22 protein-coding genes are annotated in these 24504 nt (G+C 61.7%); 8 read left to right on the forward strand and 14 right to left on the reverse strand.

The window, feature by feature from the left end; all coding sequences use genetic code 11:
• Positions 1-277: 277 nt before the first annotated feature.
• The 4 genes from P1M51_RS17415 to P1M51_RS17430 all read right to left on the reverse strand — a co-directional run bounded on the left by P1M51_RS17415 (position 278) and on the right by P1M51_RS17430 (position 5512).
• Complete coding sequence (locus P1M51_RS17415; protein ID WP_276248861.1) at positions 278-2230, reverse strand: archaea-specific SMC-related protein; 1953 nt, start codon at positions 2228-2230, stop codon at positions 278-280.
• A gap of 89 nt (positions 2231-2319) precedes the next feature.
• On the reverse strand, positions 2320-2958 hold the full coding sequence (gene rdfA, locus P1M51_RS17420; protein ID WP_276248860.1) for a rod-determining factor RdfA: 639 nt from the start codon (positions 2956-2958) through the stop codon (positions 2320-2322).
• 226 nt (positions 2959-3184) lie between these two features.
• Positions 3185-3964, reverse strand: coding sequence for an IclR family transcriptional regulator (locus P1M51_RS17425; protein ID WP_276248859.1), 780 nt, complete (start codon positions 3962-3964; stop codon positions 3185-3187).
• 342 nt (positions 3965-4306) lie between these two features.
• A complete protein-coding gene (locus P1M51_RS17430) occupies positions 4307-5512 on the reverse strand; it encodes an acyl-CoA dehydrogenase family protein (protein WP_276248858.1) in 1206 nt (401 codons plus the stop codon).
• 167 nt (positions 5513-5679) lie between these two features.
• Here P1M51_RS17430 and P1M51_RS17435 point away from each other — a divergent pair, with 167 nt between their 5' ends.
• From P1M51_RS17435 to P1M51_RS17455, 5 genes are all read left to right on the forward strand, one after another.
• The gene (locus P1M51_RS17435; protein ID WP_276274999.1) at positions 5680-7134 is read left to right on the forward strand and encodes an acetyl-CoA hydrolase/transferase C-terminal domain-containing protein; all 1455 of its coding nucleotides are present in this window, start codon (positions 5680-5682) and stop codon (positions 7132-7134) included.
• A gap of 58 nt (positions 7135-7192) precedes the next feature.
• Positions 7193-7750 (forward strand): MaoC family dehydratase, encoded by a 558-nt coding sequence (locus tag P1M51_RS17440; RefSeq protein ID WP_276248856.1) that lies wholly within the window; start codon positions 7193-7195, stop codon positions 7748-7750.
• A 72-nt stretch (positions 7751-7822) separates the two neighbouring features.
• Complete coding sequence (locus tag P1M51_RS17445) at positions 7823-8560, forward strand: aspartate/glutamate racemase family protein (protein ID WP_276248855.1); 738 nt, start codon at positions 7823-7825, stop codon at positions 8558-8560.
• Between the two features lie 79 nt (positions 8561-8639).
• A complete protein-coding gene (locus tag P1M51_RS17450) occupies positions 8640-10406 on the forward strand; it encodes a hydantoinase B/oxoprolinase family protein (protein WP_276248854.1) in 1767 nt (588 codons plus the stop codon).
• A complete protein-coding gene (locus tag P1M51_RS17455; RefSeq protein ID WP_276248853.1) occupies positions 10406-12469 on the forward strand; it encodes a hydantoinase/oxoprolinase family protein in 2064 nt (687 codons plus the stop codon). The genes P1M51_RS17450 and P1M51_RS17455 overlap by 1 nt, the downstream gene beginning before the upstream one ends.
• Before the next feature lie 45 nt (positions 12470-12514).
• Here P1M51_RS17455 and P1M51_RS17460 read toward each other — a convergent pair whose 3' ends face one another.
• On the reverse strand, positions 12515-13426 hold the full coding sequence (locus tag P1M51_RS17460; RefSeq protein WP_276248852.1) for an ABC transporter permease: 912 nt from the start codon (positions 13424-13426) through the stop codon (positions 12515-12517).
• Positions 13427-13497: 71 nt separating this feature from the next.
• Entirely contained in the window at positions 13498-14889 is a 1392-nt protein-coding gene (locus tag P1M51_RS17465) for a substrate-binding domain-containing protein (RefSeq protein WP_276248851.1), read from the reverse strand.
• Between the two features lie 190 nt (positions 14890-15079).
• On the opposite strand from P1M51_RS17465, the gene P1M51_RS17470 reads away from it, so the two are divergent.
• Complete coding sequence (locus tag P1M51_RS17470; RefSeq protein ID WP_276248850.1) at positions 15080-15847, forward strand: SDR family NAD(P)-dependent oxidoreductase; 768 nt, start codon at positions 15080-15082, stop codon at positions 15845-15847.
• A gap of 4 nt (positions 15848-15851) precedes the next feature.
• Positions 15852-16268: a DUF3830 family protein gene (locus P1M51_RS17475; RefSeq protein WP_276275000.1), complete on the forward strand. Its 417-nt coding sequence runs from the start codon at positions 15852-15854 to the stop codon at positions 16266-16268.
• Between the two features lie 17 nt (positions 16269-16285).
• On the opposite strand, the gene P1M51_RS17480 is transcribed toward P1M51_RS17475, so the two are convergent.
• Together P1M51_RS17480 and P1M51_RS17485 are read right to left on the reverse strand one after the other, a co-directional pair.
• Positions 16286-17131 (reverse strand): ABC transporter permease, encoded by an 846-nt coding sequence (locus P1M51_RS17480; RefSeq protein WP_276248848.1) that lies wholly within the window; start codon positions 17129-17131, stop codon positions 16286-16288.
• 96 nt (positions 17132-17227) lie between these two features.
• Positions 17228-17983: an SDR family NAD(P)-dependent oxidoreductase gene (locus tag P1M51_RS17485; protein ID WP_276275001.1), complete on the reverse strand. Its 756-nt coding sequence runs from the start codon at positions 17981-17983 to the stop codon at positions 17228-17230.
• Between the two features lie 81 nt (positions 17984-18064).
• Between P1M51_RS17485 and P1M51_RS17490 the strand changes: the two genes are divergently transcribed.
• Positions 18065-18691, forward strand: a complete 627-nt coding sequence (locus P1M51_RS17490) for an isochorismatase family protein (RefSeq protein WP_276248846.1) — start codon at positions 18065-18067, stop codon at positions 18689-18691.
• Positions 18692-18697: 6 nt separating this feature from the next.
• Here the strand turns inward: P1M51_RS17490 and P1M51_RS17495 are convergent, their stop codons facing one another.
• The 6 genes from P1M51_RS17495 to P1M51_RS17520 all read right to left on the reverse strand — a co-directional run bounded on the left by P1M51_RS17495 (position 18698) and on the right by P1M51_RS17520 (position 24435).
• Positions 18698-19735, reverse strand: a complete 1038-nt coding sequence (locus P1M51_RS17495) for an LLM class flavin-dependent oxidoreductase (protein WP_276275002.1) — start codon at positions 19733-19735, stop codon at positions 18698-18700.
• A gap of 1 nt (position 19736) precedes the next feature.
• Entirely contained in the window at positions 19737-20972 is a 1236-nt protein-coding gene (locus P1M51_RS17500; RefSeq protein ID WP_276248844.1) for a Zn-dependent hydrolase, read from the reverse strand.
• Between the two features lie 69 nt (positions 20973-21041).
• Entirely contained in the window at positions 21042-22235 is a 1194-nt protein-coding gene (locus P1M51_RS17505) for an ABC transporter ATP-binding protein (RefSeq protein ID WP_276248843.1), read from the reverse strand.
• Positions 22236-22237: 2 nt separating this feature from the next.
• Positions 22238-23386 (reverse strand): ABC transporter ATP-binding protein, encoded by a 1149-nt coding sequence (locus P1M51_RS17510; protein ID WP_276248842.1) that lies wholly within the window; start codon positions 23384-23386, stop codon positions 22238-22240.
• Between the two features lie 106 nt (positions 23387-23492).
• On the reverse strand, positions 23493-23927 hold the full coding sequence (locus P1M51_RS17515) for a universal stress protein (RefSeq protein WP_276248841.1): 435 nt from the start codon (positions 23925-23927) through the stop codon (positions 23493-23495).
• 79 nt (positions 23928-24006) lie between these two features.
• The gene (locus P1M51_RS17520) at positions 24007-24435 is read right to left on the reverse strand and encodes a GNAT family N-acetyltransferase (protein WP_276248840.1); all 429 of its coding nucleotides are present in this window, start codon (positions 24433-24435) and stop codon (positions 24007-24009) included.
• Positions 24436-24504: the final 69 nt, after the last annotated feature.

A 24504-nucleotide genomic window follows, 5' to 3' on the forward strand; every position in this document is an offset into this window, starting at 1 on the left:
CACCTTCATTCTATTTATGCTAGTAGAATTTGATTGAGTCTTTAGTTGAGAATATGCAATAATTATCGCAAATTCAGAACTATATCCGCGTATTCTAGTATTTAGTAATAATTACGTGATATACTGCCAGATATTAATTCCGGGCCAAAGAAAGAATTGGCTCGGTTTATGTTTTTGACTGGAATTGTACGTTTTTATTGTAAAATTAAAATATATTCGGCGCACGTGACTCGGGACGATTTCTCAAACCGCAACACGGCCGAAAATCGACCGGCGATTAAATCGTGGTGACTCGCTGGTACTCGTCCGAGAGTGCGGCGGCGTCTTCGGGGAGCAACGCGACCACGAGGTACGAGGAGTAATCGGCGAGGTATTCGAGGAGCGTCGCGATGCGCTCTGAGTCGATGGCTTCGAGCGAGTCGAGCAGCATGAACGGGACCGATTCGTGGACGTCGTGGGCGAGGTAGCCGGCGAGGGCGAACACGAGGCCCGTCACCTCGCGCTCACTCTCGCTCAGGTGGTCGACCGTGTCCTCGTAAGTCGCCCCGGACGCCGTCGACCGGATGACGTGCAGTTCGAAGATGCTCTTGCTGACCTTGCGGCGGCCCTCACGGACCTCGCGTTCGACCCGTTCGAGCCAGATGCGCTCGATGTTCGCGTAATCGAGGAGTTCGAGCACGGTGTCCATGTGCTCGTTGAAGCCTTCGATGGCCTCGTCCTCGATGCGCTCGATTTTCGTCCGGAGTTCCTCGATTTCCGCCTGTACCTCGTCGCGTTCGGCCTCGACGGCGTCGCGCTCGGCGATACGGGATTCGAGGGACTCGATTTCGTCCTCGACGCGTTCGAGGTCGTTTTCGAGTTTACCGAGTTCGTATTCGAGTTGGTTAGCCGCCTTGTGAACGTCGAGAATCTCGCTGTAGGAGTCGTCCTCCAGGTCCTCGACTTCTGCTTCGATGGCTTCGATCTCCTCCGTGAGTTCGGTACGGCGGTCACGGAGCGTCTCGATGTTCTCTTCGCGTGCCTCGATTTCGGATTCGATGTCGGCGAGGCGGCGTTCGACCTGTTCGCGCTGTTGCTGTTTCTTCTCTAAGTCACGGCGTTCGGTCTTCAGTTCGTCCAAGTCGTCTTGAATCTCGTTTACCGACGAAATCTTCTCGCGATTGATCTCTTTGAGCTGGTCGACCGTGGTCTGAATCTGGTCGGTTTCGACCGTGCTCCCGCACGTCCAGCACGTCGTCGCGTCGTCTTCGAGCAGTTTGTCCGTCACCGACCCGGACTCGTCTGCACGCTTCGCCGAGAGCACCTGGAGCACCTCGCGGTTCGACCCTTCGAGCATCTCCTCGTTGAAGCGGATAGTGCTCTGGAGCTTGTTGATTTCAGTCTCGATAGTCTGCTTTCTCGAACGGAGGCGCTCGACTTCCGACTCGATTTCCTTGATTTCGCCGACCGGTGCCTCGGGAAGGTCCGCGTCTTCTGCTTCGAGTTCGTTCTGCTCGCCCGTGAGCGCGTCCAGACTCTCCTGTTCGGTTTCGAGGTCGTAGCGAACGTCGTCGAGCGCCGACCGCTTCGACCGGAGGTCAGAAAGCCGGTCTTCGAGTTCGGCTTTCTCGTCGCGGGACTCCTCTACGTCCGCGTCGATAGCCTCCAGTTCTTCTTCCTTCGCTTCGAGTTCGACTTTCTTCTCCTCGATTTGGTCCTGGAGGTTGCCCCGCTCGGTTTCGAGTTTCGGCAGGTTCCCCTTCAGCGAGTCGATTTCGTCGAGTTCGCTTTCGAGGGATTTGCGCTCCGCGACCAGCCGGTCGATTTCGGCCTGTATCTCGTCGGTATCGACCGGACGCATGATGAGTTCGCGCAGGTCCTCGCTCAGCGCGACGGCCCGCCGTGCCTCATTCGATTCGAGGAGGAACGCGAACAGGTCTGCGAGCATCGAATCGTCCAGAAGCGGGTCGCCGTCCCCGCTCACGACGCCATTGTGTCGCGACAGCGACCGTGTGTACGTCTCATCGCCGAGTGTCAACTCGACGTAGGCTTCGTCTGCGTCGCCTTTGACGGAGACGTTGTCACTCCCACAGACGGTCATAATCGCCTGCAGAAACGACGTTCGGTTGGTCGCGTTACGACCCGCAAGAATGGTAACACCGGGTGAAAACGCAAGGTCGGTCTCTTCGATTCCGCCCACGTTCTCGACGTGGATACGGGCACCTTCCTCGACTGGTTGTTCTATGCTCATTCTTAAGGTTAATTGAAAGCGAGTGGCCTTAAGTGTTCAGGGTGTCTCGAACCCAGCGCAGGGAGCGGAATCGGGGTAATAGAATTCCCTCAGAGGGAGGGAGAACAGTCACAGCCACCACGACCGAGGAGTTCTCCGAGTTCGAACTGGCCGCCACAATCTTCACAGAAAACCCGAACGCTCACCATGACGCGAAACTCTCCGAGCGTGAGGTCTTCACTGGTTGCGAGTTGGGAGAGTTTGCTCTGGGTGACCGTCTCGGTCCGCCCGCGAAGCTTCTGGAGGCTCTGATTGGTCCGTTCGAGACGGTTTTCGTCGTCCGATTCGTACTCGACGCCGCGATACTTCGTTAAAAAGGTCCGAATCGCCTGATACGAGACGAAGTCCCGCTCTAACTGGTCCACGTCCACGCCATCGCGCTGTAGCCTGCGTCTGAGCCTGAGTCGGTCGCCCGAACTCGCCTCTTCGTCGGTCAACAGTCGATAGGCTGTCTCCACGTCGCCTTCGAGAGTCTGCATCCCGGCCTCCGTCATCGCGGATTCGAGCATCGCGGTGTTGAAGTACGTCGCGAGTTCGCGGAGGCTTCGCTGTTGGGTGCCGCCCGTGCCGTTCCACGACCGCTCCAGTTCGCCCGCCAGGTGGGTCAAGTCGTACGTTTCGAGTTGCCGTTCTACTTTGCTCCGTCGTCCGGACGAACGCCCTGTCGTTCCGTCGTTTTCGTCGGCCATCGGTTGTGGGTACGTTGGATGCTGACCAACTTCACTGTTTCCATCACAGTAGTACAGCTGTTATGAGTAAGGGGTGGGAATTCGATCGAATTCGACTGCCATCGTTCAGTTCCATGGTGTAGCCCAGGTTTGGTCCGAACGCGGAAGTGTTCGGGAGGGTGGAACACGGTTCGTGATAGCACGAGTGGTGCAGCGTCGAGAACGGTCGAAATTTGTGGGGGCAGACTCACCGAGGATACGCCAGATTCAGTTCGATTTCGTTGGCGAGTCCCAGCATGAAGTCGGGGATCTCCTGTTCGAAGTACTGGCCCTTGAAGCGGTGGGAAGGGCCGGAGACGCTCATCGCCCCGAGGACGCCGTCGTTGGGGTCTCGAACGGGGACGCCGACCGCGTTGAGGCGCTCTAAGTTCTCCTCGCGGTTGAACGCGTAGCCTTGCGAGCGGATCTGCTTCAACTCGGCGAACAGTTCGTCCTCGTCGATAATCGTATAGGGAGTGACGGCAGGCAACCCCCAGGTGTCGATGATTTCGTGGATGCGCTCGGGGGGCATGTGGGCAAGAATCGCCTTGCCCGCGGCAGTCGAGTGGAGATAGATGCGTTTGCCGACGCCGGAGTCGGTCCGCACGGCGTGGCGACCGGTCTCGCGAAACAGGTAGACGCCGCGCCCGTTCTCCTCGACGATGAACTGGGCGCGCTCCTCGAAGTGCGTCGCGAGGTTCTCCGTGTGGCGCTGGAACAACTGGTATTTCGGGTGGTTGTCGCGAATCTCCTCGCCCAGTTCGAGGAACCGCCAGCTGAGTCGATACTTGTCACCCTCTCTGACGACGTAATCGAGATGGCACATCGTCTTGAGGTGGTTGTGCACCGTGCTCTTTGCGAGGCCCAATGTAGTGGCGATGTCCGTAACTCCCGTCTGCTGGGTGTCTGCGAGGAGTTCCATGATGGCGAACGCCGTTTCGACCGATTTGATGGTTCCCGTCCCTGTTGGCGTTTCCGACATGTCCATGTAATCACTTACCACAGTGGGACAAAAGTGTTCCGTCTGGAAAACCCCCGATTCGTGGGCTACAGCACTCATATCTGTCATCTAACCGTTCGTGAGGTGCGAACACGTGCCACGTACAGGGGAAGTTCAAGCATGTCCGAATGTGTTACCCAGTGACGCGCGTTTTCGGGACTATTTCCGATATTCCAGATTATTTGCGGACAGGGTTCGATAATTTCGCTGGATAACAGACGGATATTCAGTTGTCTTGTGTTCCACGCTGCCGAACGCGGCAATCTATGCGTCGTCTTGCGGCTCGACAGACCTGTCGGTTCGGCGAGGCGAATGGCCAAGACCAGCCCGTCAGTAGGAACGGGGAAGGTTGAGCACTTTCGTCCCTACGTAGTTGAGCACGAGTTCCTGCGTAATCGGGACGAGGCGCGTAAGTCTTGCCTCGCGGAAGTAACGTTCGACGTGGTACTCCCGAGCGATACCGAACCCGCCGTGGCACTGCACCGCCGCGTCCGCGGCCTCGAACGCGGCATCCGCCGCGAGGAACTTCGCCATGTTCGCCTGTGCACCCACGTCACGGCTCGAATTGCCGTCGACGTCCGCCGCCGCGCTGTAGGTCATCTGTTTCGCCGCCTGCACCCGGGCGTACGCCTCGGCCAGCGGGTGCTGGATGGCCTGATTCGAGCCGATTGGCCGGTCGAACACGACCCGGTCGCGGGCGTACCGCACGCCACGGTCGAGCGCCAGTTCGCCGAGGCCGATGCACTCGGCGGCGATGACCAGTCGCTCCTCGTTCAGCCCGTCGAGCAGGTGGTAGAAGCCCTTACCCTCCTCACCGATGCGGTTGGCCGTCGGCACGCGCAGGCCCTCGAACCAGAGTTCGAAGGCGTGGACGGCGTTGCTCGCAGACTTCGGAATCGGCTTCATTTCGAGTTGGCCGTTCGCCTTCGCCTCCTCGATATCGACGAGGATGAGAGAGATGCCACGCGTCCGTTTCTCGACCTCCGACTTCGGCGTCGTTCGCGCGACGACGAGGAGATAATCGCTCGCGTCCACCCGCGAAATCCAGATTTTCTGGCCGTCGATGACGTACTCGTCACCGTCTCTGGTCGCTGTCGTCTCGATAGACGTCGAGTCTGACCCGGCGTTCGGTTCGGTCAGCCCCAGCGACTGAATCGCCTTTCGGCCGTCTGCCACCTTCGGGAGCAGGTCGGCTTTCAACTCGTCGCTGCCGTACTTGACGATGGGGACGCTGTTGTAGATGCCACCGTGAATAGCCTGCGCCGCGGCGAAGCCCCCGCCGCTCGCGGCGATTTCTTCCATCATCACGACCGTTTCTCTCGTCCCCATGCCCGCGCCGCCGTACTCCTCGGGAATGAGGATACCAAACCAGCCACCCGCCGCGAGTTCGTCGACGAACGCCTGCGGGTACTCGTTGTTCTCGTCTTTCTCCTGCCAGTACTCGTCGTCGAACTCGCTACAGATGTCCCGAATACTGTCACGCACCAGTCGCTGTTGTTCCGATAGCGCTACCGTATCGGTCGGTATCTCGACCATCGCCTTCTGCTTCGCGGCCGCATCAATAAAGCTATGCGACGAGTCGGGATAGTTGGCTCGAGGCAAACGCTTAACACCTATTCACACCGAGTGTAGGTGTCAGCCGCACGATCTGGTGTCAGAGAGCGGAGACACTCGTTCGACTGGCAACACCGAGAGACCGAGCTATGGACCTACCCCCAACTCGAACGAGCGGTGCATTGCCCATCGGCTCGCCAGCGACGGCAGCCGAACGTATCAGCGACGATGCCACGCTCGTCTTGAGCGGGTTCGGCCGAGCCGGCTATCCGAAGGCCGTCCCACTGGCGCTCGCAGAGAGCGACCGGGACCTGTCGCTCACCATCGTCTCCGGCGGCAGCGTCGGCGACGAAGTCGATACCGCGCTGGTCGAAGCCGGCGCAATCGCGCGTCGGTTCCCCTATCAGGCAACCGCGAGTGCGCGGGCGGCGGTCAACGACGCGACCATCGCGTTCCACGACCGCCACATTTCTCGACTCGGCGACGAGGTGGCGCTCGGCCACTACGGCGACCCGGACGTTGCCATCGTGGAGGCAGTCGCCGTGGGCGAAGACTGGCTCATTCCGACGACGTCCGTGGGTCACACGCCGTCGTACGTCCAGAGCGCGGAGAAGCTCATCGTCGAGGTGAACCACGCACAACCGCTCGCGCTCGCGGCACTCCACGACGTGTACCAGCGGGCGTTGCCACCACGGCGCGAACCAATTCCCTTGCGCGGGCCCGGCGACCGAATCGGGTCTGCGAAGGTATCGTTCGCGCCAGAGAAACTGGAACTGGTGGTGGAAACAGATCGGCCTGACAAACCCTACGAGTTTCGCGAACCGAACGGCGCAGACCGGCAGGTAGCAGCCAACCTCGCCGGGTTCCTGGCTTCGGAATTTGCCGAGAGTCCGCTGTACGAGGAGGCGGTCAATCTCCAGTTCGGCGTCGGCAGTCTCGGGAACGCGCTCATGGCGTCGTTCGAGGCATTCGACTTCGGCGACCGCGCCGTCGCCTACTACGGCGAGGTCATCCAGGACGGACTGCTCGACCTCATCGACGCCGGCACCCTCGACTCGGCGAGCGCCGCGTCGCTCGCGCTGTCCGCCGCGGGCCAGCAACGATTGTTCGAGGACATCGACCGGTACGCGGAGTCCGTCGTCGTGCGAAACGCGGACATCTCGAACAGTCCGGCGCTCATCGACCAGTTGGGCGTCATCGGCGTGAACAGCGCACTCGAGGTCGACATCTTCGGAAACGCGAACTCGACGCACATCGGAGGCACCCACATCGTCAACGGCATCGGCGGGAGTGGCGATTTCAGCCGCACGAGCACGCTGGCTGTCATCGCCCTCTCGTCGACCGCGAAGGACGGCGAAATTTCGCGAATCGTCCCGTTCGTCCCGCACGTAGACCACACCGAACACGACATCTGCGTCGTGGTGACCGAACAGGGCGTCGCCGACCTTCGCGGCCTCTCTCCCAGAGAACGGGCGACAGCACTCATCGAGAACTGCGCCCACCCACGGTACGAAGAGGCACTCACTACCTACTTGCGGCGGGCCGAATCGAGCGGCGGGCACATCCCGCTCGATACGGCTGCCGCATTCGACTGGACCGACTGAGCGAGTCTGTCACGATGCAAATCTTCCTATAGGGCGAGGGCGTGTGTTGGAGTGACGCATGACCGAAACTACCGACCGACGGCTGGTCGCCGGATGGGAAGGACGTTACTACGAAGATTTCACCGTCGGTGACATCTACAAACACCCATACGGCCGTACCGTCACTGAGACTGACAACGTCTGGTTCACGAACATCTCGATGAACCTGAACCCAATGCACTTCAACGAGGCGTACGCTGCCCAGACGGAGTTCGGCGAACGACTCGTAGACGGCACGTTCGTCATCGCGCTCGCCGTCGGGATGAGCGTCATCGACGTGTCGGCGAACGCGACGGCGAACCTCGGTTACGACGCCATCCGCCACCACGGACCCGTCTACCACGGCGACACGCTGTTCGCAGAGAGCGAAGTGCTCGAAAAGCGCGAGAGCAGTTCCCGCGACCACGTCGGCATCGTCACGACCGAACTTCGCACCTACAACCAGGACGGCGACCTCGTCCTCTCGCTCGAACGCACGCCGATGGTGCTGAAACGCGAGTACGCGAAACCGTCGGCGGCGAAACCCACTGGCTGGCCTGAAGGCATCGGGACTCAGTCGGAGGACCTCGACGACTGAGGGCGAACCATTTATCGTCTGAGAGTCGATTGTCACCGTACCGCACGGACCAGCCGTCCGTGAGTGACGCCAATGAAAATCAAAGCCATCAACCCGAACACGACCCAGGAAATGACCGAGAACATCGGACGGGTCGCGGACCGATACACAGCCGACACGACGGAAATCGTGGCCGTTTCACCGGCACGGGGACCGGTTTCCATCGAATCCTACTACGACGACTACCTCGCGGTTCCGGGCCTCTTAGAAGAGATACTGAACGATCCAGACGAGGAGTTCGACGCCTTCATCGTCGCCTGCTGGGGCGACCCCGGCATCGAGGCCTGTCGCGAGGTAACCGAGAAACCGGTGGTCGGCATCGCCGAAGCCTCGATGTACGTCGCGAACATGCTCGGCGCGAAATTTTCCGTCGCCACCATCCTCCCGCGCGCGAAACACTTCATCGAGGCCGCGGTCATCAAAACCGGCCTCCAGTCGCAGTGCGCCTCGGTGCGCTGTACCGACCTCACTGTCATCGAGACGGAGACGGCGCGGGAGGCGACGGTAGAGGGACTCCTCGAAGTGAGTTGGCAGGCCATCGAAGAAGACGGCGCGGAGGTCATCTGCCTCGGGTGTGCGGGCATGGGCGGCCTCGACGAGGCACTCGAAGCCGAACTGCCGGTTCCCGTCATCGACAGCGTCGGCGCGGCCGCCGTCCTCGCAGAGTCGCTGGTCTCGCTCGGGAAGTCAACGAGCAAGATTATGACGTTCAAGCCCCCCGAGGCGAAGGAAATCAAGGGATACGGCGACCTGTACCAGCACACTGACTGAACGTCAGCGTGCGGGAGTGTCTCGATTTCGGGGCCAACCCTCCGCTACACCTATTTAGGTGGTATGCGAGTCAGTAACTGTGACACGAAGAGAGATAGACCCGATTACCCTCTCGGTTGTCCAGGGGGCACTCGAGACGGCGCAACGGGAGATGACGACGACGATGATGCACACCGCCCGGTCGAGTGTGCTCAACATCGCCCGGGATTACTCGAACGCGCTGTTCGACGCTGAGGGCCAGATGCTCATCCAGGGCCAGGACATCCCGATTCACCTCGGCAGTTTGATGCCGGCGACCAAGGCCATCATCGAACGGTTCAAAGACGACGTCGAACCCGGCGACGTGATGTACCACAACGACCCGGCGCACAAGGGCAGTCACATCCTCGACTGCTGTATGTACAAGCCGGTGTTCGTCGACGACGAACTCATGTACTGGACCGTCTCGAAGGGTCACGTGACCGACATCGGCGGCCCCGTCCCGAGCGGTTACAACCCCGAGGCGACCGAGATTTACGCGGAAGGCCTTCGCATCCCACCCATCAAACTCTGGGAGGCTGGCGAACTCAGAACCGACGTGCGCGACCTGTTGCTCGCGAACGTTCGTTCAGCCGAGGACTGGAAGGGCGACCTGAACGCCCAACTCGGCGCGGTTCAGATTGGTGAGCGACACCTCGTCCAACTCGTCGAACGCTACGGTGCGGACACCGTAAACGCCTGCTTCGACCAATTGTTAGACCGTGCAGAAGAACAGATGCGCGAGGAAATCGAGACGATTCCAGACGGCACGTATACCGGGACGGTGCCGCTCGAAGATTCCGGCCACGGCCTCGGGGAAATCGACATCACGGCCCACGTGACCATCGACGGCGACGAGGCACACGTCGAACTCGAATCCCCCGAGCAGTTGCCCTACTACATCAACTCCTACGAGGCAAACTCGGTAAGCGGTATCTACCTCGGGTTCATGATGTTCATGCAACTCGACCCGCCGTACAACGAGGGGCTCTACCGACCCATCTCGGCGGACGTGGGCGAACCCGGCACGATGACGAACGCGACGTCACCGGCCCCGCACGTAAACTGCACGACGACGCCGAGCGAGACGATTACGGACGCGGTTCGGACGGCGCTCGAACACGCGGTTCCAGAACGCGCTGTCGCGTCCTGGGGTCACACGAGTGGCGTGAACATCGCCGGAACGAAACCCGACACCGGGGCCGCCTATACGACCATGGTGCTCGCCTCCATCATCAGTGGTGCCGGTGCCTCGAACGACGACGACGGCTGGCACTCGCGCGGGCCGCTTTGTTGCTTCGGCGCGCTGTCGAGTGGCGACGTCGAAATCATGGAGCACATGTACCCGTTCATCCTCCACCAGTACGCGCTGCGCCCCGACAGCGGCGGAGCGGGCCACCACCGCGGCGGCTGTGGCACGATCTGGGAGGTCGAACCGCGTGACCACCAGATGCAGGTCATCATGTGGGGCGAAGGGCGCAAGAACGAGACGCCGAACGCGCTCGGGTCGTACAACACGCTCACCGAACCGAAACTCGGTCGCGTCGAACACGAGACGGCGGACGGAACCGTGACCGAGTACCGCGAGAACACCATCATCGAGGTGGCCCCCGGCGAGCGGGCGCGGAACTACAACCCCGGGGGCGGCGGCGTCGGTGACCCGATGACCCGCCCAATCGAACTGGTCGAAGCAGACCTCAAAAACGGCATCGTCACCGCAGAAGGGGCGACGACGGAGTACGGTGTCGTGGTGAACGAAGACGGAACCGTGGACGTGACACAGACGACACAGCGCCGCGAAGCCGCGGCCAACGGAGGGGCGAACTGATGTACCGACTCGGCATCGACAGCGGCGGAACGTTCACCGACTTCGTCCTCGCGGGCGACGGCACGCTGAACGTCTACAAGACGCCCTCGACCCCAGACGACCCCTCGCAGGCGGTAGTCGATGGCCTCGAACTCATCGCCGCGGACCACGACACCAGCGTCTCCGGCCTGCTCGAATCTATCAACATCATCATCCACGGGACGACCGTCGCCACGAACGCGCTCATCGAACACACCGGCGCGAAGACGGGCCTCATCTGCACGGCGGGCCACGAGGACTCCCTCGAAATCCGGCTCGGCCACAAGGAGGACGGCCACCGCTACGACGCCTCCTACCCGATGGCGGAGATGCTCGTCCCCCGCCACCTCCGGATGCCCGTCCGCGGGCGCATCCTCTCGGGTGGCGAAGAACACGAACCGCTGAACGAGGAGGACGTGTACGCCGCCGTCGAACGCTTCCGCGAGGAAGACGTAGACGCCGTCGCCGTCTCGCTCGTCTGGTCGTTCGAGAACCCGGCCCACGAGGAGCGAGTCCGAGAGATTCTGGAAGCAGAACTGCCAGACGTCTACACCTCCGTCTCCGTGGACGTACTCCCGCAGATTCGCGAGTACACCCGGACGAGCACCACCGTCGTGAACGCCTACGTGAAGCCGACGCTCGACCAGTACGTCGCCCGCGTGGACGACTACCTGGAGGAGAACGGCTTTACCGGGCAGATTCGCTACATCCAGGCCAACGGCGGCATCGCCAGCAGCGAACTGCTCCGCGAGCGCCCGGCCTACGCCATCAACTCCGGGCCAGCGGGCGGGCCGGCAGCAGGACTCCACCTCGGCCAGCAGTTTGGCTCCAGCGACGTCATTACCATCGACATGGGCGGGACGAGTTTCGACGTGAGCCTCACGAAAGACGGCGCGACGGAGATTCGCAAGGACTTCGACCTCATGCGCTATCGCATGGGTTTGCCCATGTTGCAAGTCGAGACCATCGGCGCGGGTGGCGGGTCCATCGCTGCGTTGAACCGCGGCGTCCTCGAAGTCGGCCCCGAAAGCGCCGGCGCAGAACCCGGCCCGGCCTGCTACGACCGCGGCGGGACGAAACCGACCGTCACGGACGCACTGGTCGTCCTCGGCTACCTCAACCAGGAGGAACTGCTCGGCGGACGCATGCAAATCGACGCCGAGGCGTCGCGCCGCGCCATCGAGACGAACATCGCCGCAGATTCGCAGTTGGACGTGGAGACGGCCGCCGCGGGCATCCTCGAAATCGTGAACAAGCGCATGGTCGCCGGCATCCGGCAGGTGAGCATCGAGAAGGGTCACGACCCGCGTGACTTCACGATGGTGTGTGGCGGCGGGGCCGGCCCCGCCCACGCGACTGGGCTCGCGGACGAACTCGGCATCCGGCGCGTGCTCGTTCCGAAGACGGCGAGCGTGCTCTGTGCCTACGGTGAGGTCGTCTCGAACTACCGGCACAACCACCTCGCGTCGTATCCCTCGGCTATCGGGGACATCGACGCCGCAGACCTTGAGGCGCAGTTCGCCGCCCTCGAAGCCGATGCGACCGACCAGTTGCTCGCAGAGGGTATCGACGAAGAAGACATTCGCTTAGAGCGCGTCTTCGAGATGCGCTATCAGAATCAGATCAAGGAGTGTGAGGTGTCGATGCCGGCCGAGGAGATAACCGACGAGTGGCTCGCCACGCTCCGCGACGCCTTCGACCGTCGCCACGAGGAACTCTACACCTACGCCGAACCCGAAACGCCGGTCGACCTCATCAACATCGAGAGCGTCGCCCACGGTCGGGTCACTCCCCCGGACATCACCGGCGATATGCCCGAGGGGACCGACCTCGCGGCGGCACAGGAAGGAACTCGCGAGGCGCTGTTCGAGGAAGAGACGGCCGCAAGTTCGGTGCCCGTCTACGACGGCGAGCGAATCCCCGTGAACGCGAGCGTCGAGGGGCCGGCCATCATCGAGGAACCGACCACGACCATCGTGGTAAATCCTGCGTGGACCGCACGACTCGACGAGTCCGGAGTCTACGAACTGACGAAGGCAGACTAAAGCGGTCGCTCGACGGGCGAGCATTTTTTCGAAAAAGAAAGCAGCTCAGTTTTGCGCGATGTCCGTGATGTCCACGTAGCGCGTGAGCAGGTAGACGATACTGAAGATGATGATGAGCAGCGTGATAGAGAGCGCCGCTGCGTCGGGGTAGTTGAGCCCGTTGTTCACCGAGAGGTAGATGAGCGTCGTAATCGTTCCCGTCCCGCCCGAGAGGAACTGGGGCACGGTGAAGTCACCGATGGAGAGGACGAACACGAAGATGACGCCGATGATGACGCCCGGCATCGAAAGCGGCAGCGTGACGTGGCGGAACGTGTCGAGCGGGTTGCCACGCAGCGTTTCCGAGGCGTCGAGCAGGTCCTCGTCGATTTGCGCCAGCGAGATGTAGATTGGCGAGGCCATGAACACGACGAACGCTGCGATGTAGCCCACCGTCTGTGAGAACGGCGAGAACAGCAGGAACCCAAGCGGTGCGTCGATGAGGCCCCACGAGATGAGGAGTTTGTTCACGACGCCAGTCCGGCCGAGAATCGGGTACCAGCCGATGGTGCGGATGACCGCAGAGGTCCAGAACGGGATGACGAGGAACAGCAACAGCAATATGCCGCCGTTCTGGCTCATGTAGAACCGCATGTAGTAGGCGAGCGGGTAGCCGACGACGAGCGTGAGCACCGTGACCACGACGCCGATGAGGAGCGAACTCGCGAACACGCTGTAAATCGTGGGCTGGAACACAGCCTCCCACGCCGCGAGCGTGAACGTGAACTCGACGTTGAAGCTCGTGTAGGTGAGGAAGCTGTAGTAGAGGATGACCACGAGCGGTGCGAGCAAGAACAGCGCAAACCAGAGAATGGTCGGCCCGACCAGCAACTGGATTTCGCCGATGCCATTGTGCCGAATCCGCTGGGGGAGGCTTTGCTCCTGGCTGACAACTGTGTCTGATGTTTCCGAACTCATTGGTTGACGATAACGCTTATCATGAATGTAGGTTTCGGTTGGTCGTGAAAACGAAAGGGTCGTCGTGCGCTCTACGCGCTCGTGAACTCCTTCCAGCGTTCTAACATGTAGTCTGCGTTGCTCGGCCAGATCTGGAAGAAGCCAATCCGGTCGATGCGTTCTTCCACGGGACCACTGTTACGAACCTGTCCGTCCGAGGCGGGCGAGCCCTCCTCCATCGACCACTCGTACTGCTGTGGGTCGAACAGGCCGGGTTCGTCCACGGACTGGTAGGTCGCCTTACCTTCGTATGCCCAGTCGTAGTACTCTGGACCCATGCCCTCCCCGGAGTCGTCGGAGCCGTCGCGGACGAGTTCCTTGTTCGGGTAGTGGGGCACGGAGTAGCCCCATCCCTGGATGAAGCCGGGGAACCACGCGCCGTAGTGGACGTCGTTGATGAGCTGGTGGACCTCGTCTACGTTGTTGCGGTCGGACGCACCGGGGTTGAGCGGTGCGATACCACCGAACCAGTAGCGGTAGCCCTGGATACCGTCTTCCATCGTCGCGTAGGTACACGGCGTCCCGGCGCGGCGAACGTCCAGACAGGCTGGCTGCCAGATGTCGCCGATGATGGCTTCCTCACTGGACATGAGGTTCACGGAGTTACCGTACGCCACCCACGTAGAGCGGAACTGGCCGGACTGCTTTTGCTTGATGAGGAAGTCCACGGCCGCGTCGAGTTGGTCCTCGGATGGGTTGTTCAGGTCGCCCACCTCGCCCTCGATCATGTCGTTGTCCATGAGGTGCATCAGCGCCTCGGGGATGCTGATGGCAGAGGTCGCGCCCATCGCGACCTTCCCCTTGTACTGTTCGTCGAACAGCGCGCTCCACTTCGAGACGGAACTCTCGTCGACGAATTTCGGGTTGAGCCCGATCGCGTCGAAGTTGTACACGTGCGGCGGGAAGCGGAGTTCGGTCTTCTCGTCGTCAGCCCACAGTTCGTCGAGCATCGTGTCGGTCTGTGCGCCAAGATAGCTAACGCGCTCTCCGGGGTTCGTGAACAGTTCCGTAATCTTCTCTTCGTCCCATTTGTCGAGGGCGTCCTTCGGAACGGACAGACTCGCGTCGTTGTCCTTCGTGAGTGCGCCGGCACCCGACGAGTCGATGGAAAAGGCGTCGAAGTTGGCCCGGTCACCGCTCAGCAGTTTCTGCTGGGTGGTGGGGATGTCCGCCGTCGTCGTTTCGACGTCGATGCCCGTCATCTCCGTATATTTCTGTGCCTGCCCGTCCCGCACGGCCCAGGCCGGTCCCATCCACTTGAGTGGGCGAGAGCCGTCGTCGGTGGAACCGCCGCCGCCGCCACCGCCGTTGCCGTCGCCATTTCCATCGCCGCCAGTGCCACCAGTGCACCCGGCGAGTGCGAGTGCTCCTGAGACTGCGCCAGCGCGAACCATGAAGTTGCGCCTATTGATACCACTTGGCATTGTTTGTGAGTGGTCAGCCTGAGTACTTATAGATTCACATATATACACTGAGATTGGCTTGCACCAAACGTTTTTTCGGATTTCTGACTTATTTTGTCACCGTCTCGACGCATCTGCCAGCCGCCGTGATACTGGTCAGCCGGAGGTCTCGCGCCGATAACGCTATTCCAGTCGGGATGAATGGGTTGGTATGTCACGGCTAGCAGACAGAGTCGCACTCGTAACGGGTGCAAGCTCAGGAATCGGTAACTCCATCGCCGCCACGTTCGGGCGTGAGGGGGCGAAAGTGGTCGTCGCGGACGTTCGAAAAGAACCGAAACTCGACGACGAACGCTCCGTCTTCGACCAGTTAGACGACTCCGGGGCCGAATACTCGTTCGTCGAAACGGACGTGACGGACCCAGCCCAGGTGCAGGCGGCGGTTGACGTGGCCGTCGATGCGTTCGGCGGCCTCGACGTCCTCGTGAACAACGCGGGCATCTACTACCAGTACGCCGTCGGCGAGACGCCATTCGAAGAGTGGGACGAAATCCTCGACGTGAACCTTCGGGGACTGTTTCTCTGCTGTAAGGCGGCGCTCCCCGAACTCGAAAAGAGCGACCACGCGAAGATAATCAACCTCTCTTCGATCTACGGGCTGGTCGGCGGGAAAGGCAGCGGGGCGTACTGCGCCTCGAAGGGAGCCGTCTCGAACCTTACTCGACAGATGGCACTGGACTATGCCGCGGCAGAAATCAACGTAAACGCCCTCGCGCCGGGCATCATCGAGACCGCCCAGAACGCCGAGTGGCGCGAGACCGACCCCGAACTCCTCGAAGACTGGCAGCGGGCCACGCCGTGGCCGCGATTTGGCAAGCCACAGGACGTCGCCAACGCCGCGCTGTTTCTCGCGAGCGACGAGAGCGACTTCGTAACGGGAACCGTTCTGAGCGTCGACGGCGGCTGGACGGCGAGGTGATAGCATGAGTGAAATCGAATTCGTCGTCGGCGACAAGACGTACACCGGAACGCTCCTCGAAGACGAAGCCCCAGAATCCATCGCGGCGATGCGGGACTTCCTCCCGCTCGAATCCGAGATTCAACACGTCCGCTGGAGCGGCTATGCGGGCTGGGTCAACATCGACGACGTTGACCTCCCCGACATTCCACGGGAGAATCACACCGTCTACCCTTCACGGGGCGACGTGTTATTGTACCCGGGCTACCGGAACGAAAAGGAGATTCTCATCGCTTGCGGGCCGACCTGCTTCAAGAGCCCCGCGGGCGAACTCGCGGGCAACCACGTCGCCATCCTCGACGCGACCCGTGAGGAACTGGCGGCGCTCGAAGTCTCGCTACTGAAAGACGGCGCACAGGACATCACGGTTCGGATAAAATAGGCGGCCCCTTTTTGGCGTTACTTGGTTCGCCCGTAGAACACCAATAGCCCGGCGAAGGCGAGCAGGATGGTCGAGGCGATGGTGGTCACGCTCCCCAGCGCGAACAACACGGGCGTCGCCCGCGTCGCAGAGGCGATGGAGAACACTTCGAGGGGCATCGTGTTGCTCCCACCGAGGAGCAACAGGCTGCGGGTCGCTTCGTTGTACGAGAGGGTGAACGCGAACACCGCCGCGCCGAGCACCGTCGGGGCGATTTGAGGGAGGATAATCTTCCGGAACACGGTGACCTTGTCTGCGCCCATGACGCGGGCGGCTTCCTCGTTTTCGGCGAGGTTCGGCGGGAAGCCGGCGAGCAGCACGATGAGCGCGAACGGGAGCGTCCACACGACGTGCACCGGTGTCGCGAGCCAGAGCCCCTTTTCGAGCCCGAGCAGTTCGTTCAGGAACAGCGTCGCGCCGACGCCGTAGGTGATACCCGGGGTGATGATACCGAGGATGAACAGGAACAGCACGCCGCGTTGGCCCCAGAAGTCGTAGCGGTAGGCGAGCGCCGCAGCCGTCGCCAGAATCGTGGTGATTATCATGACCACGATGGCCAACTGGAGCGACCGGTAAACCGCGGACACCATCGATTCGGTCGCGAGCAGTTCGCCGTACCAGTCGGTCGTAAACTCGAGGAAGGGGAAGGTGAGTCCACCCGAGTTAAACGAGAACCCGATGACGGAAAGTATCGGGAGGTAGATGTATATCGCGATGAGCGCGGTGTACACCATGAGGACGTGCTTGATACTGATTCGTTCCCCGAGCGAAACGAGCGTGGACTGATTGCGCTGCTCGCCCGGCCGAGCGCTTTGTGTTGCCATCTACCACACCAGTTCTCGTGCAGCTATATAAATTCTCAGGAGGAGTCGCGAGATTCGTGATACGTGACTGGAACGTTTCGAGTCGGGCGCAACCGCTCAGTGCATCGCGTCTCCGCCGTCGGGGCTGAGCGTCTGGCCCGTGTAGTAGCTGCTGTCGTCGGACGCGAGGAAGACGGCGGTCGGAACCACGTCGTCCACCGTACCGAGGCGGCCCATCGGCAGTTCCGCCTCCTTCGCCGCGCGCCACTCCTCGGAGATGTCCGCGAGCAGGTCCGTCTCGATTGGGCCGGGAGCGATTGCGTTGACCGTGACCGTCGGCGCGACCTCACGAGCGAGGGCCCGCGTGAACCCGATGACGCCGCCTTTCGCCGCCGAGTAGTGGACGAGTTCCGGCGCGCCCTTGAAGCCGAGCTGAGAGGCGACGTTGATGACGCGGCCGTGGCCGGCGTCGAGCATCCCGGGAAGGACGTACCGCGTGACGAGGAACACGCCCCGGAGGTCCACGGCCATCACGTCGTCCCACATCTCTGACGACATCTCCACGAGCGGCGACTGAGTGACGATGCCCGCGTTGTTCACGAGGACGTCTGCGGGGCCGAAGCGCGACTCGAACCGCTCGACCATCGACGTGACGCTCTCCTCGTCGCTCACGTCCCCCTCGAGTGCGATTGCGACGCCGCCGGCATCCTCGATTTCCTCGACCACTTCCTGCGCCTTGCGTTCCTCCCCCTCTCCAGGTGGGTGGTTGACCGCGACCGACGCGCCCGCTTCGGCCAGTCCAACCGCGATTCCACGTCCGATACCCGCGCTCGCCCCGGTCACGAGCGCTGTCCTGTCTGCTAAACGATCCATGCGCACTACTCTCACGGGCACAGCAAAAGTGTTCGCTGCGCCGCCTGAACAATTATCACGACCGACGCTAACTAGTGGCACATGTCGAAGGAAGCCGTGTACGAACGAGCGAGCATGGACAACAGCGTGGGCTACGGCGAGCGCCCGGCGGTGCTGGTGGTCGATTTACAGAAAGGATTCACCGACCCAGAGAATCCCCTCGGTGGCGACCTCTCGGGCGTTCTCGACCGGACGAACGCCATTCTCGGGGCGGCCCACGCGGCGGATGTCCCGGTGGTCCACACCCGAATCGTGAGCAGTCACCCGACCTGTGCGGACATGGGCATCTGGCAGGAGAAGATTCCGCGACTCGACACGCTCGCGGCGGGCAGCGAATGGGTCGAACTGGACGAGCGACTGGCCGTCGCCGACGACGACCACGTCCTCGACAAGCGACAGGCGAGTGGCTTCCACGAGACGGAACTCAACTCGATGCTCGTCGCGTGGGGCGTCGATACGCTCATCGTGACGGGGTGTACGACCAGTGGGTGCATCAGAGCCTCCGTGGTCGATGCCTGCGCCCACGGCTATCGCACCATCGTGCCCGCAGAAGCCGTCGGCGACCGGTCTGCGGCCCCACACGACGCGAACCTGTTCGACATGAACGCGAAGTACGCGGACGTCCGGCCGGTCGAAGAAGTCGTCGAATACCTCGAAAAAGGTCGCTGAGGAGGGTCAGTCTGCTTTGAACGGGGCGAACGTGTCGATGACCTCCTCGACGTTCGGCCCGAGCGAGTAGAGCGCGGGTTCCGTACAGCCAGCGTCGCAGTACTCCTGAACCTTAGTGACGCAGTCATCGGGCGTCCCGGCGGCGACGATGTTCGTGACCACTTCGTCAGAGACCAGCCTGCTCGCCCGTTCGATGTCTGCGGCGTCGGCGGGCCAGCCGCCGAGTTCCTGTTCGACCTGCGCGCCGATTTCGGGGTCGATGCCACAGGCCTTGCGGATGTGGGGTTGCTGGCCGATGTACTGGGTGACGAGGCCCCGAGCGTTGTCGATGGCCACGTCGCGGTCTTCGTCCATCGAGACGGCGATGAGTTGCGGGCGGTCAACGTCGTCGATGCTCCCGCCCTGTTTTTCGACGCCCTTCTGGAGCGCCTCCATCGCCTGCTCGTTGTGGGACGGCGGAATCAAGTAGTTCATGAACACGCCGTCGACGACGCCGAGACCGGTGAGTTCGCCGGACATCTTGTTCATCGTGAGGCCCGTCGCGCCGATGTAGATGGGGACGGTCCGTGGCTCTGCGTTTGCCCGCACGAGGTCGAGTTCGATGTCGTCGACGTCGATGAACTGCCCGTCGTAGGTGACGTTTTCTAAGTCGAGAAGTTTGCGCAGGACGGTGCAGTACTCCCACATGTAGCGAAGCGGGTTCTTGCGGTCGATGCCCACCTTGCTCGCGAGTGGGTCCCACCACGCGCCGATGCCGAGCATGGCTCGGCCACCGGAGAGTTCGTGGAGCGTCGAGAACGTCTGTGCCATGAGCGCGACGTTCCGGGTGTAGCAGTTGGTCACGCCCGGGGCGAACTTGATGGTGTCCGTCACCTGGGTGTACGCACCCATCACCGTCATCGCGTCGCGGACGAGGCGAGACTCGCCCTGCCAGACGGTGTCGAAACCGTTGTCTTCTGCGTATTTTGCGTACCGAATTTCCTCACGGATGTCCGGGCGCTCCCAGTTCCAGATGGCCAGCCGGTCGAAGGTTGGGTCTGCCATGTTAGCGCTCCTCCGCGATGTTGACAGCCGCATTCGCGAGCGTCGAGGCGGCCGAATAGCAGTCGTCCCAGCTCGTGTACTCGCTTTCGTTGTGGCTCTTACCGTTCTCGCTCACGGCGAACACCATCCCGGTGTCACAGACGCTGTGCATGTGGGTCGCGTCGTGGCCCGCACCGCTGAAGATGCGCATGCTGTCGAGTTCGAGGTCGTCTGCGGCCTGCTGAACCGCGTTTACACACTGATCTGCGAAGGTGACGCTCGGCGCGCGCATTCGCTCGTGCCACTCCCACTCGACGCCCTCGCGCTCTGCAGCCCACTCTGCCTCCTGGAGGACGCGCTGGTAGGCTTCCTCCACCACGTCGTCGTCTGCGTCTCTGAATCCCCAGGTGATGGTTACCTCGTCGGGGATGATGTTGATAGAGTTCGGCTTTACGTCCACGTAGCCGACTGTCCCGACGGTCCGTTCCCCGAGCGTGGCCGGAATCCGACGGACCGCCGTGATGACGTCCGCCGCCGCGACGAGCGCGTCCTTGCGGTAGTGCATCGGCGTCGGGCCGGAGTGGTCTGCGTCGCCGTGGAAGGTGATGGCCCCCCAGGTGAAGCCAACGATGCCCGTGACCACGCCGACGTCCTTCTCGTTTTCCTCAAGATACGGTCCCTGTTCGACGTGAAGTTCGAGGTACGCCTCGTACTCCTCGGGGGGTTCTGCGGGCAGGTCGCCCCGGTAGCCGATGCGTTCGAGTTCCGCCTCGAACACCGCACCGTTCGCGTCTGTCTTCGCGTACTCTTCTTCTATCGGGTGTGCGCCCGCCCAGACGCCGCTGCCCTGCATCGCGGGCTGAAAACGCGAACCCTCCTCGTTGGTCCAGTTCACGATTTCGATTGGGTGCGCCGTCTCTACGTCCTGGTCGTTGAGCGTACGAATCAGTTCGAGCGCGCCGATGACGCCGAGCGCCCCGTCGTAGATGCCGCCGTAGGGCTGGGAGTCGAGGTGCGACCCGACCAGCACCGGCTTTGCGTCCGGGTCGGTCCCCGCGCGGCGTCCGAACATGTTCCCGAACTCGTCGACGCGCGTTTCCAGTCCTGCCGCCTCCATCTGCGTGGCGAACCAGTCGCGAATCTCCTTGTCCTCGTCGGACAGGGCGAGTCGATGGAGTCCCCCGCCATCTGTGCCCCCGATCTGGGCTTGCTCTTTCATCGTCGCAACAAACCGGTCTCGGTCCAGTTGTACTGGCATACTATCCAATCTCGGAAGCGCAAGATAAGTATTTGCGTGGCAGGGCGAAATCCGGAGCGAAAAAGGTGGTTACTTGCCGAGGATGTCCGTTTCGAGGTCGACGTCCGGGAGGACGCTCGTCCGCTCTAGGATGATGGTGTCCCCCGCGTCCCACCCGACGGTGACCCGGTCGCCATCGACCGTGAGACGGTCGTCGGATTTGAGTTGAATCTCCTCGCTCGTCCCTGACTCGGTGGTCGCGTGAAGAATCATCTGCGTCCCAGACCCGGACTGGTAAAGTACGTCTTGAACCTCGCAGTCGAGTGTGTTCTCGGCCGTCGAATCGAGCCGGACGTACTGGGGACGAACCGCGAAGGGAACCCGCTTGCCGACGAGGCTGCTCGGTTCGGAGTCGAGATTTTCAGTACTCACGGCAAACTCGCCCAGCGCCGTCTTGATGGTGGCACGGGTTTCGTCCGCCGAGAGGCCGACGAGTTCGCCGTCGAACAGGTTCGAGTCGCCGACGAACGCCGCGACGAACGCGGTGTTGGGGCGGTTGTACACCTCGTCGACCGGCCCCGAGTGCTCGATTTTCCCGCCGTTCATGACGATAATCTGGTCTGCGAGGCGCATCGCCTGCGTCTGGTCGTGGGTGACGTAGACGAACGTGGTGTCGAGTTCGCGGTGGATGCGCAGTAACTCCCGCTCCATGCGCTTTTGGAGTTTGTAGTCCATGTCGCCGAGCGGTTCGTCGAGCAACAGCAGTTTCGGTTCGAGCACGAGGCTGCGAGCGAGGGCGACGCGCTGTTTCTGTCCCGCAGACAGTTCACGCGGCTGGCGGTCGCGCAGTTCGTGCAGTTGCATCATTTCGAGGACGTTCTCCAGTCGCTCGTCGATGGTCGCCTCCGGGAGTTTCATCCGCTTTGGCCCGTAGGTGACGTTCTCCGCGACGGTCAGGTGGGGGAATAACTGGAAGTCCTGGAACACGAGGCCGATGTCTCGCTGGTAGGTCGGCTTGTTCGTGATGTCCTTGCCATCGAGGATGACCCGACCCTCGGTCGGTTTAATCTTCCCGACCAGCGAGTGGAGCGTCGTCGATTTCCCGCACCCGGACGGCCCGATGACGACGCAGAAGTCCCCTTCCTTGATGCTAAAGGAGATGTCGTCTACGGCGAGCGTGCCGTCGGGGTAAATCTTGGTGAGATTTTCGACGCGAAGCACGTCGGTTGGGTCTTGGGCTTGCTGTCCGCCTTCCGCGTGGTCTGTGAGATTGGTTTCTGACACGATTATACCTCCATCAGGTCGTCGACGGTGACGGTATCGACCACGCTGAGCGTGGCGTATGCGATGCTATCGGTGGCGTCCCAGCCAATCGTCGTCCTCTCGCCGACGGTGTCACTCGGCACGTTGCCGGTGATGACGACCTGGAACTCCTCCGTGTCGGGACCGATAGAGACGCTGAACTCCGTCTCCTCGCCCGTGTAGGTCCGACCGACGACGGTCGCGGGGAAAGAGTTCTCCCGGGCAGTAGCGCCCTCGCCGATGGTGATGTCTTCGGGCCGAATGAGCACCATGACCTCGGTTCCGGTGTCCACGGGGCCGTTGCGAGACTCGCTTACCACCGTCCCCTGTGGGGTTTCGACGACGACGTGGTCGTCTCGCGTCTCGACGACGCTGCCGAGCAGCGGGTTCGAGTCGCCGATGAAGCGGCCAACGAACGCAGTTGCGGGATTCCGATACACCTCGTCGGGCGTTCCGACTTGCTCTATCATGCCGTGGTTCATCACGACGAGTTTGTCGGCGAGTTTGAGCGCCTGGTCCTGGTTGTGCGTGACGTAGACGAACGTACTCCCCATCGAATCGTGGATGCGGCGCATTTCGAGTTCCATGCGCTTTTGGAGTTTGTAGTCGAGGTCGGCGAGTGGGTCATCGAGAAGCATCACGTCGCACTCGCGGACGAGTTGCCGGGCGAGTTCGACCCGCTGTTGTTGCCCGCCGGAGAGTTCCGATGGTTTGTTCGCGCGTGTCTCGCTGATGGCGAGGAGGTCGAGCACCTCGTCTATCTTCTCCTGGATTTCTGCTTCGGTGTAGGAGTCGTCCGACTGTCGGAGGCCGAAGGCGACGTTCTCTGCGACGCTCATGTGGGGGAACAATCGCTCCTCGAAGTCCTGGAAGACGTAGCCGAGATTACGGTCTTCGATGGCGATGTCGTCTACGTTCTCTCCGGCGAGGTGAATCGTCCCGCCGTCGTACGGAACGACGCCCGCGATAGCCTTGAGCAGCGTCGATTTGCCGCTCCCGCTCGGCCCGACGACGACGCAGAATTCGCCTGATTTCACTCCAAAATCGATGCCCCGGAGCACCTGTTCGTTCGCAAAGGACTTTTCGAGGGCGGATATCGAGATGATATCCTCGCCTTTGCTAATTGCACTCATGAATGGTGAATCGCCAAGAGCGACTTTAATGTTTTGGGACAGTAATCCGACACGTTTCGCGTATCTTCCGAATCTTGTGTGGGGAAATTAAGCTGGCGGCTCTCGATTAGCCGAGATTATAGACGGTACAGGGCACCGATAGACCGAGGATGATGTCCTGGCTCGTGCTGCCGAGCAGAGCCTTTCCGGCCGGGCTTCGTTTTCGTCCGCCGATGAACACGTGGTCTACGTCGTGGGTGTCCACGTAGTCGATGACTTCGTCTGCCGTGTTGCCGACGAGGCCGACCACCGTCTGTTCGAGACCTGCATCTTTCACGACACGAGCCGCCTCCCTGACGACGGCGTTACGTTTCGCCATGTCGGAGGGGTCGGCAGAGTCGTACTCGAACCCGTCTAAGAGCTGTTTGAATTCACCCGCCGCGTACACCCGCAACAGGGTCACGTGGGCGTCGAACGGCGTGGCGATTTCGACGGCCAGTTCGGTCAGTTCCTCTACGTGCATCCGCTCTTCGCCGACGGCGATGAGAATTCGCTCGATCATCTGTCTGCCAATCCATTTGCACAACGACACGATAAATGTGCGCACCGGGCCTGGAGTCCCATCGCAGGCACGAAAACAGTCAGTCGAGGTCCTTCTTGAAGGTGTAACAGTAGCGGTCGTAGTCCATTCGCTCCTCGTAGAAGCGGTGGGCGTCGTCCCGCCAGAGACCGGAGGCGAGTTCGATGACCGCACAGTCGCGCGCCGTCGCCCACTCCTCTAGGAACGTGAGCAACGTCCCCCCGTGGCCCGCAGACCGGCGGTCCTCGCGAGTAACGAGGTCGTACACCCACGCGTGTTTGCCGTGGTACAGTGTCGTCGAGATACGTACCCCGCCGACGGCGAGCAGTTCCTCATCGTCGAAGAGTCCGAACAGTCGATAGCCCTCCTCGTGCATCTGCCTGAGGTAGGTCATGTACTGGTCCTCTTCGAGGGGGCGCAACTCGGACATGACGGGGTACGCCGCTCGCCACTCCTCGGCCGTCGTGAGTTCGGTCACTGTCGTGGACATATGTGTTCACCGTATTCGAGACAGTCCCACACGATAAATCATTGTTCGCCGGAATTCGAAGGGGAATCC

The sequence above is a fragment of the Haladaptatus sp. QDMS2 genome, assembly GCF_029338295.1.
Taxonomy (GTDB): Archaea; Halobacteriota; Halobacteria; order Halobacteriales; family Halococcaceae; genus QDMS2.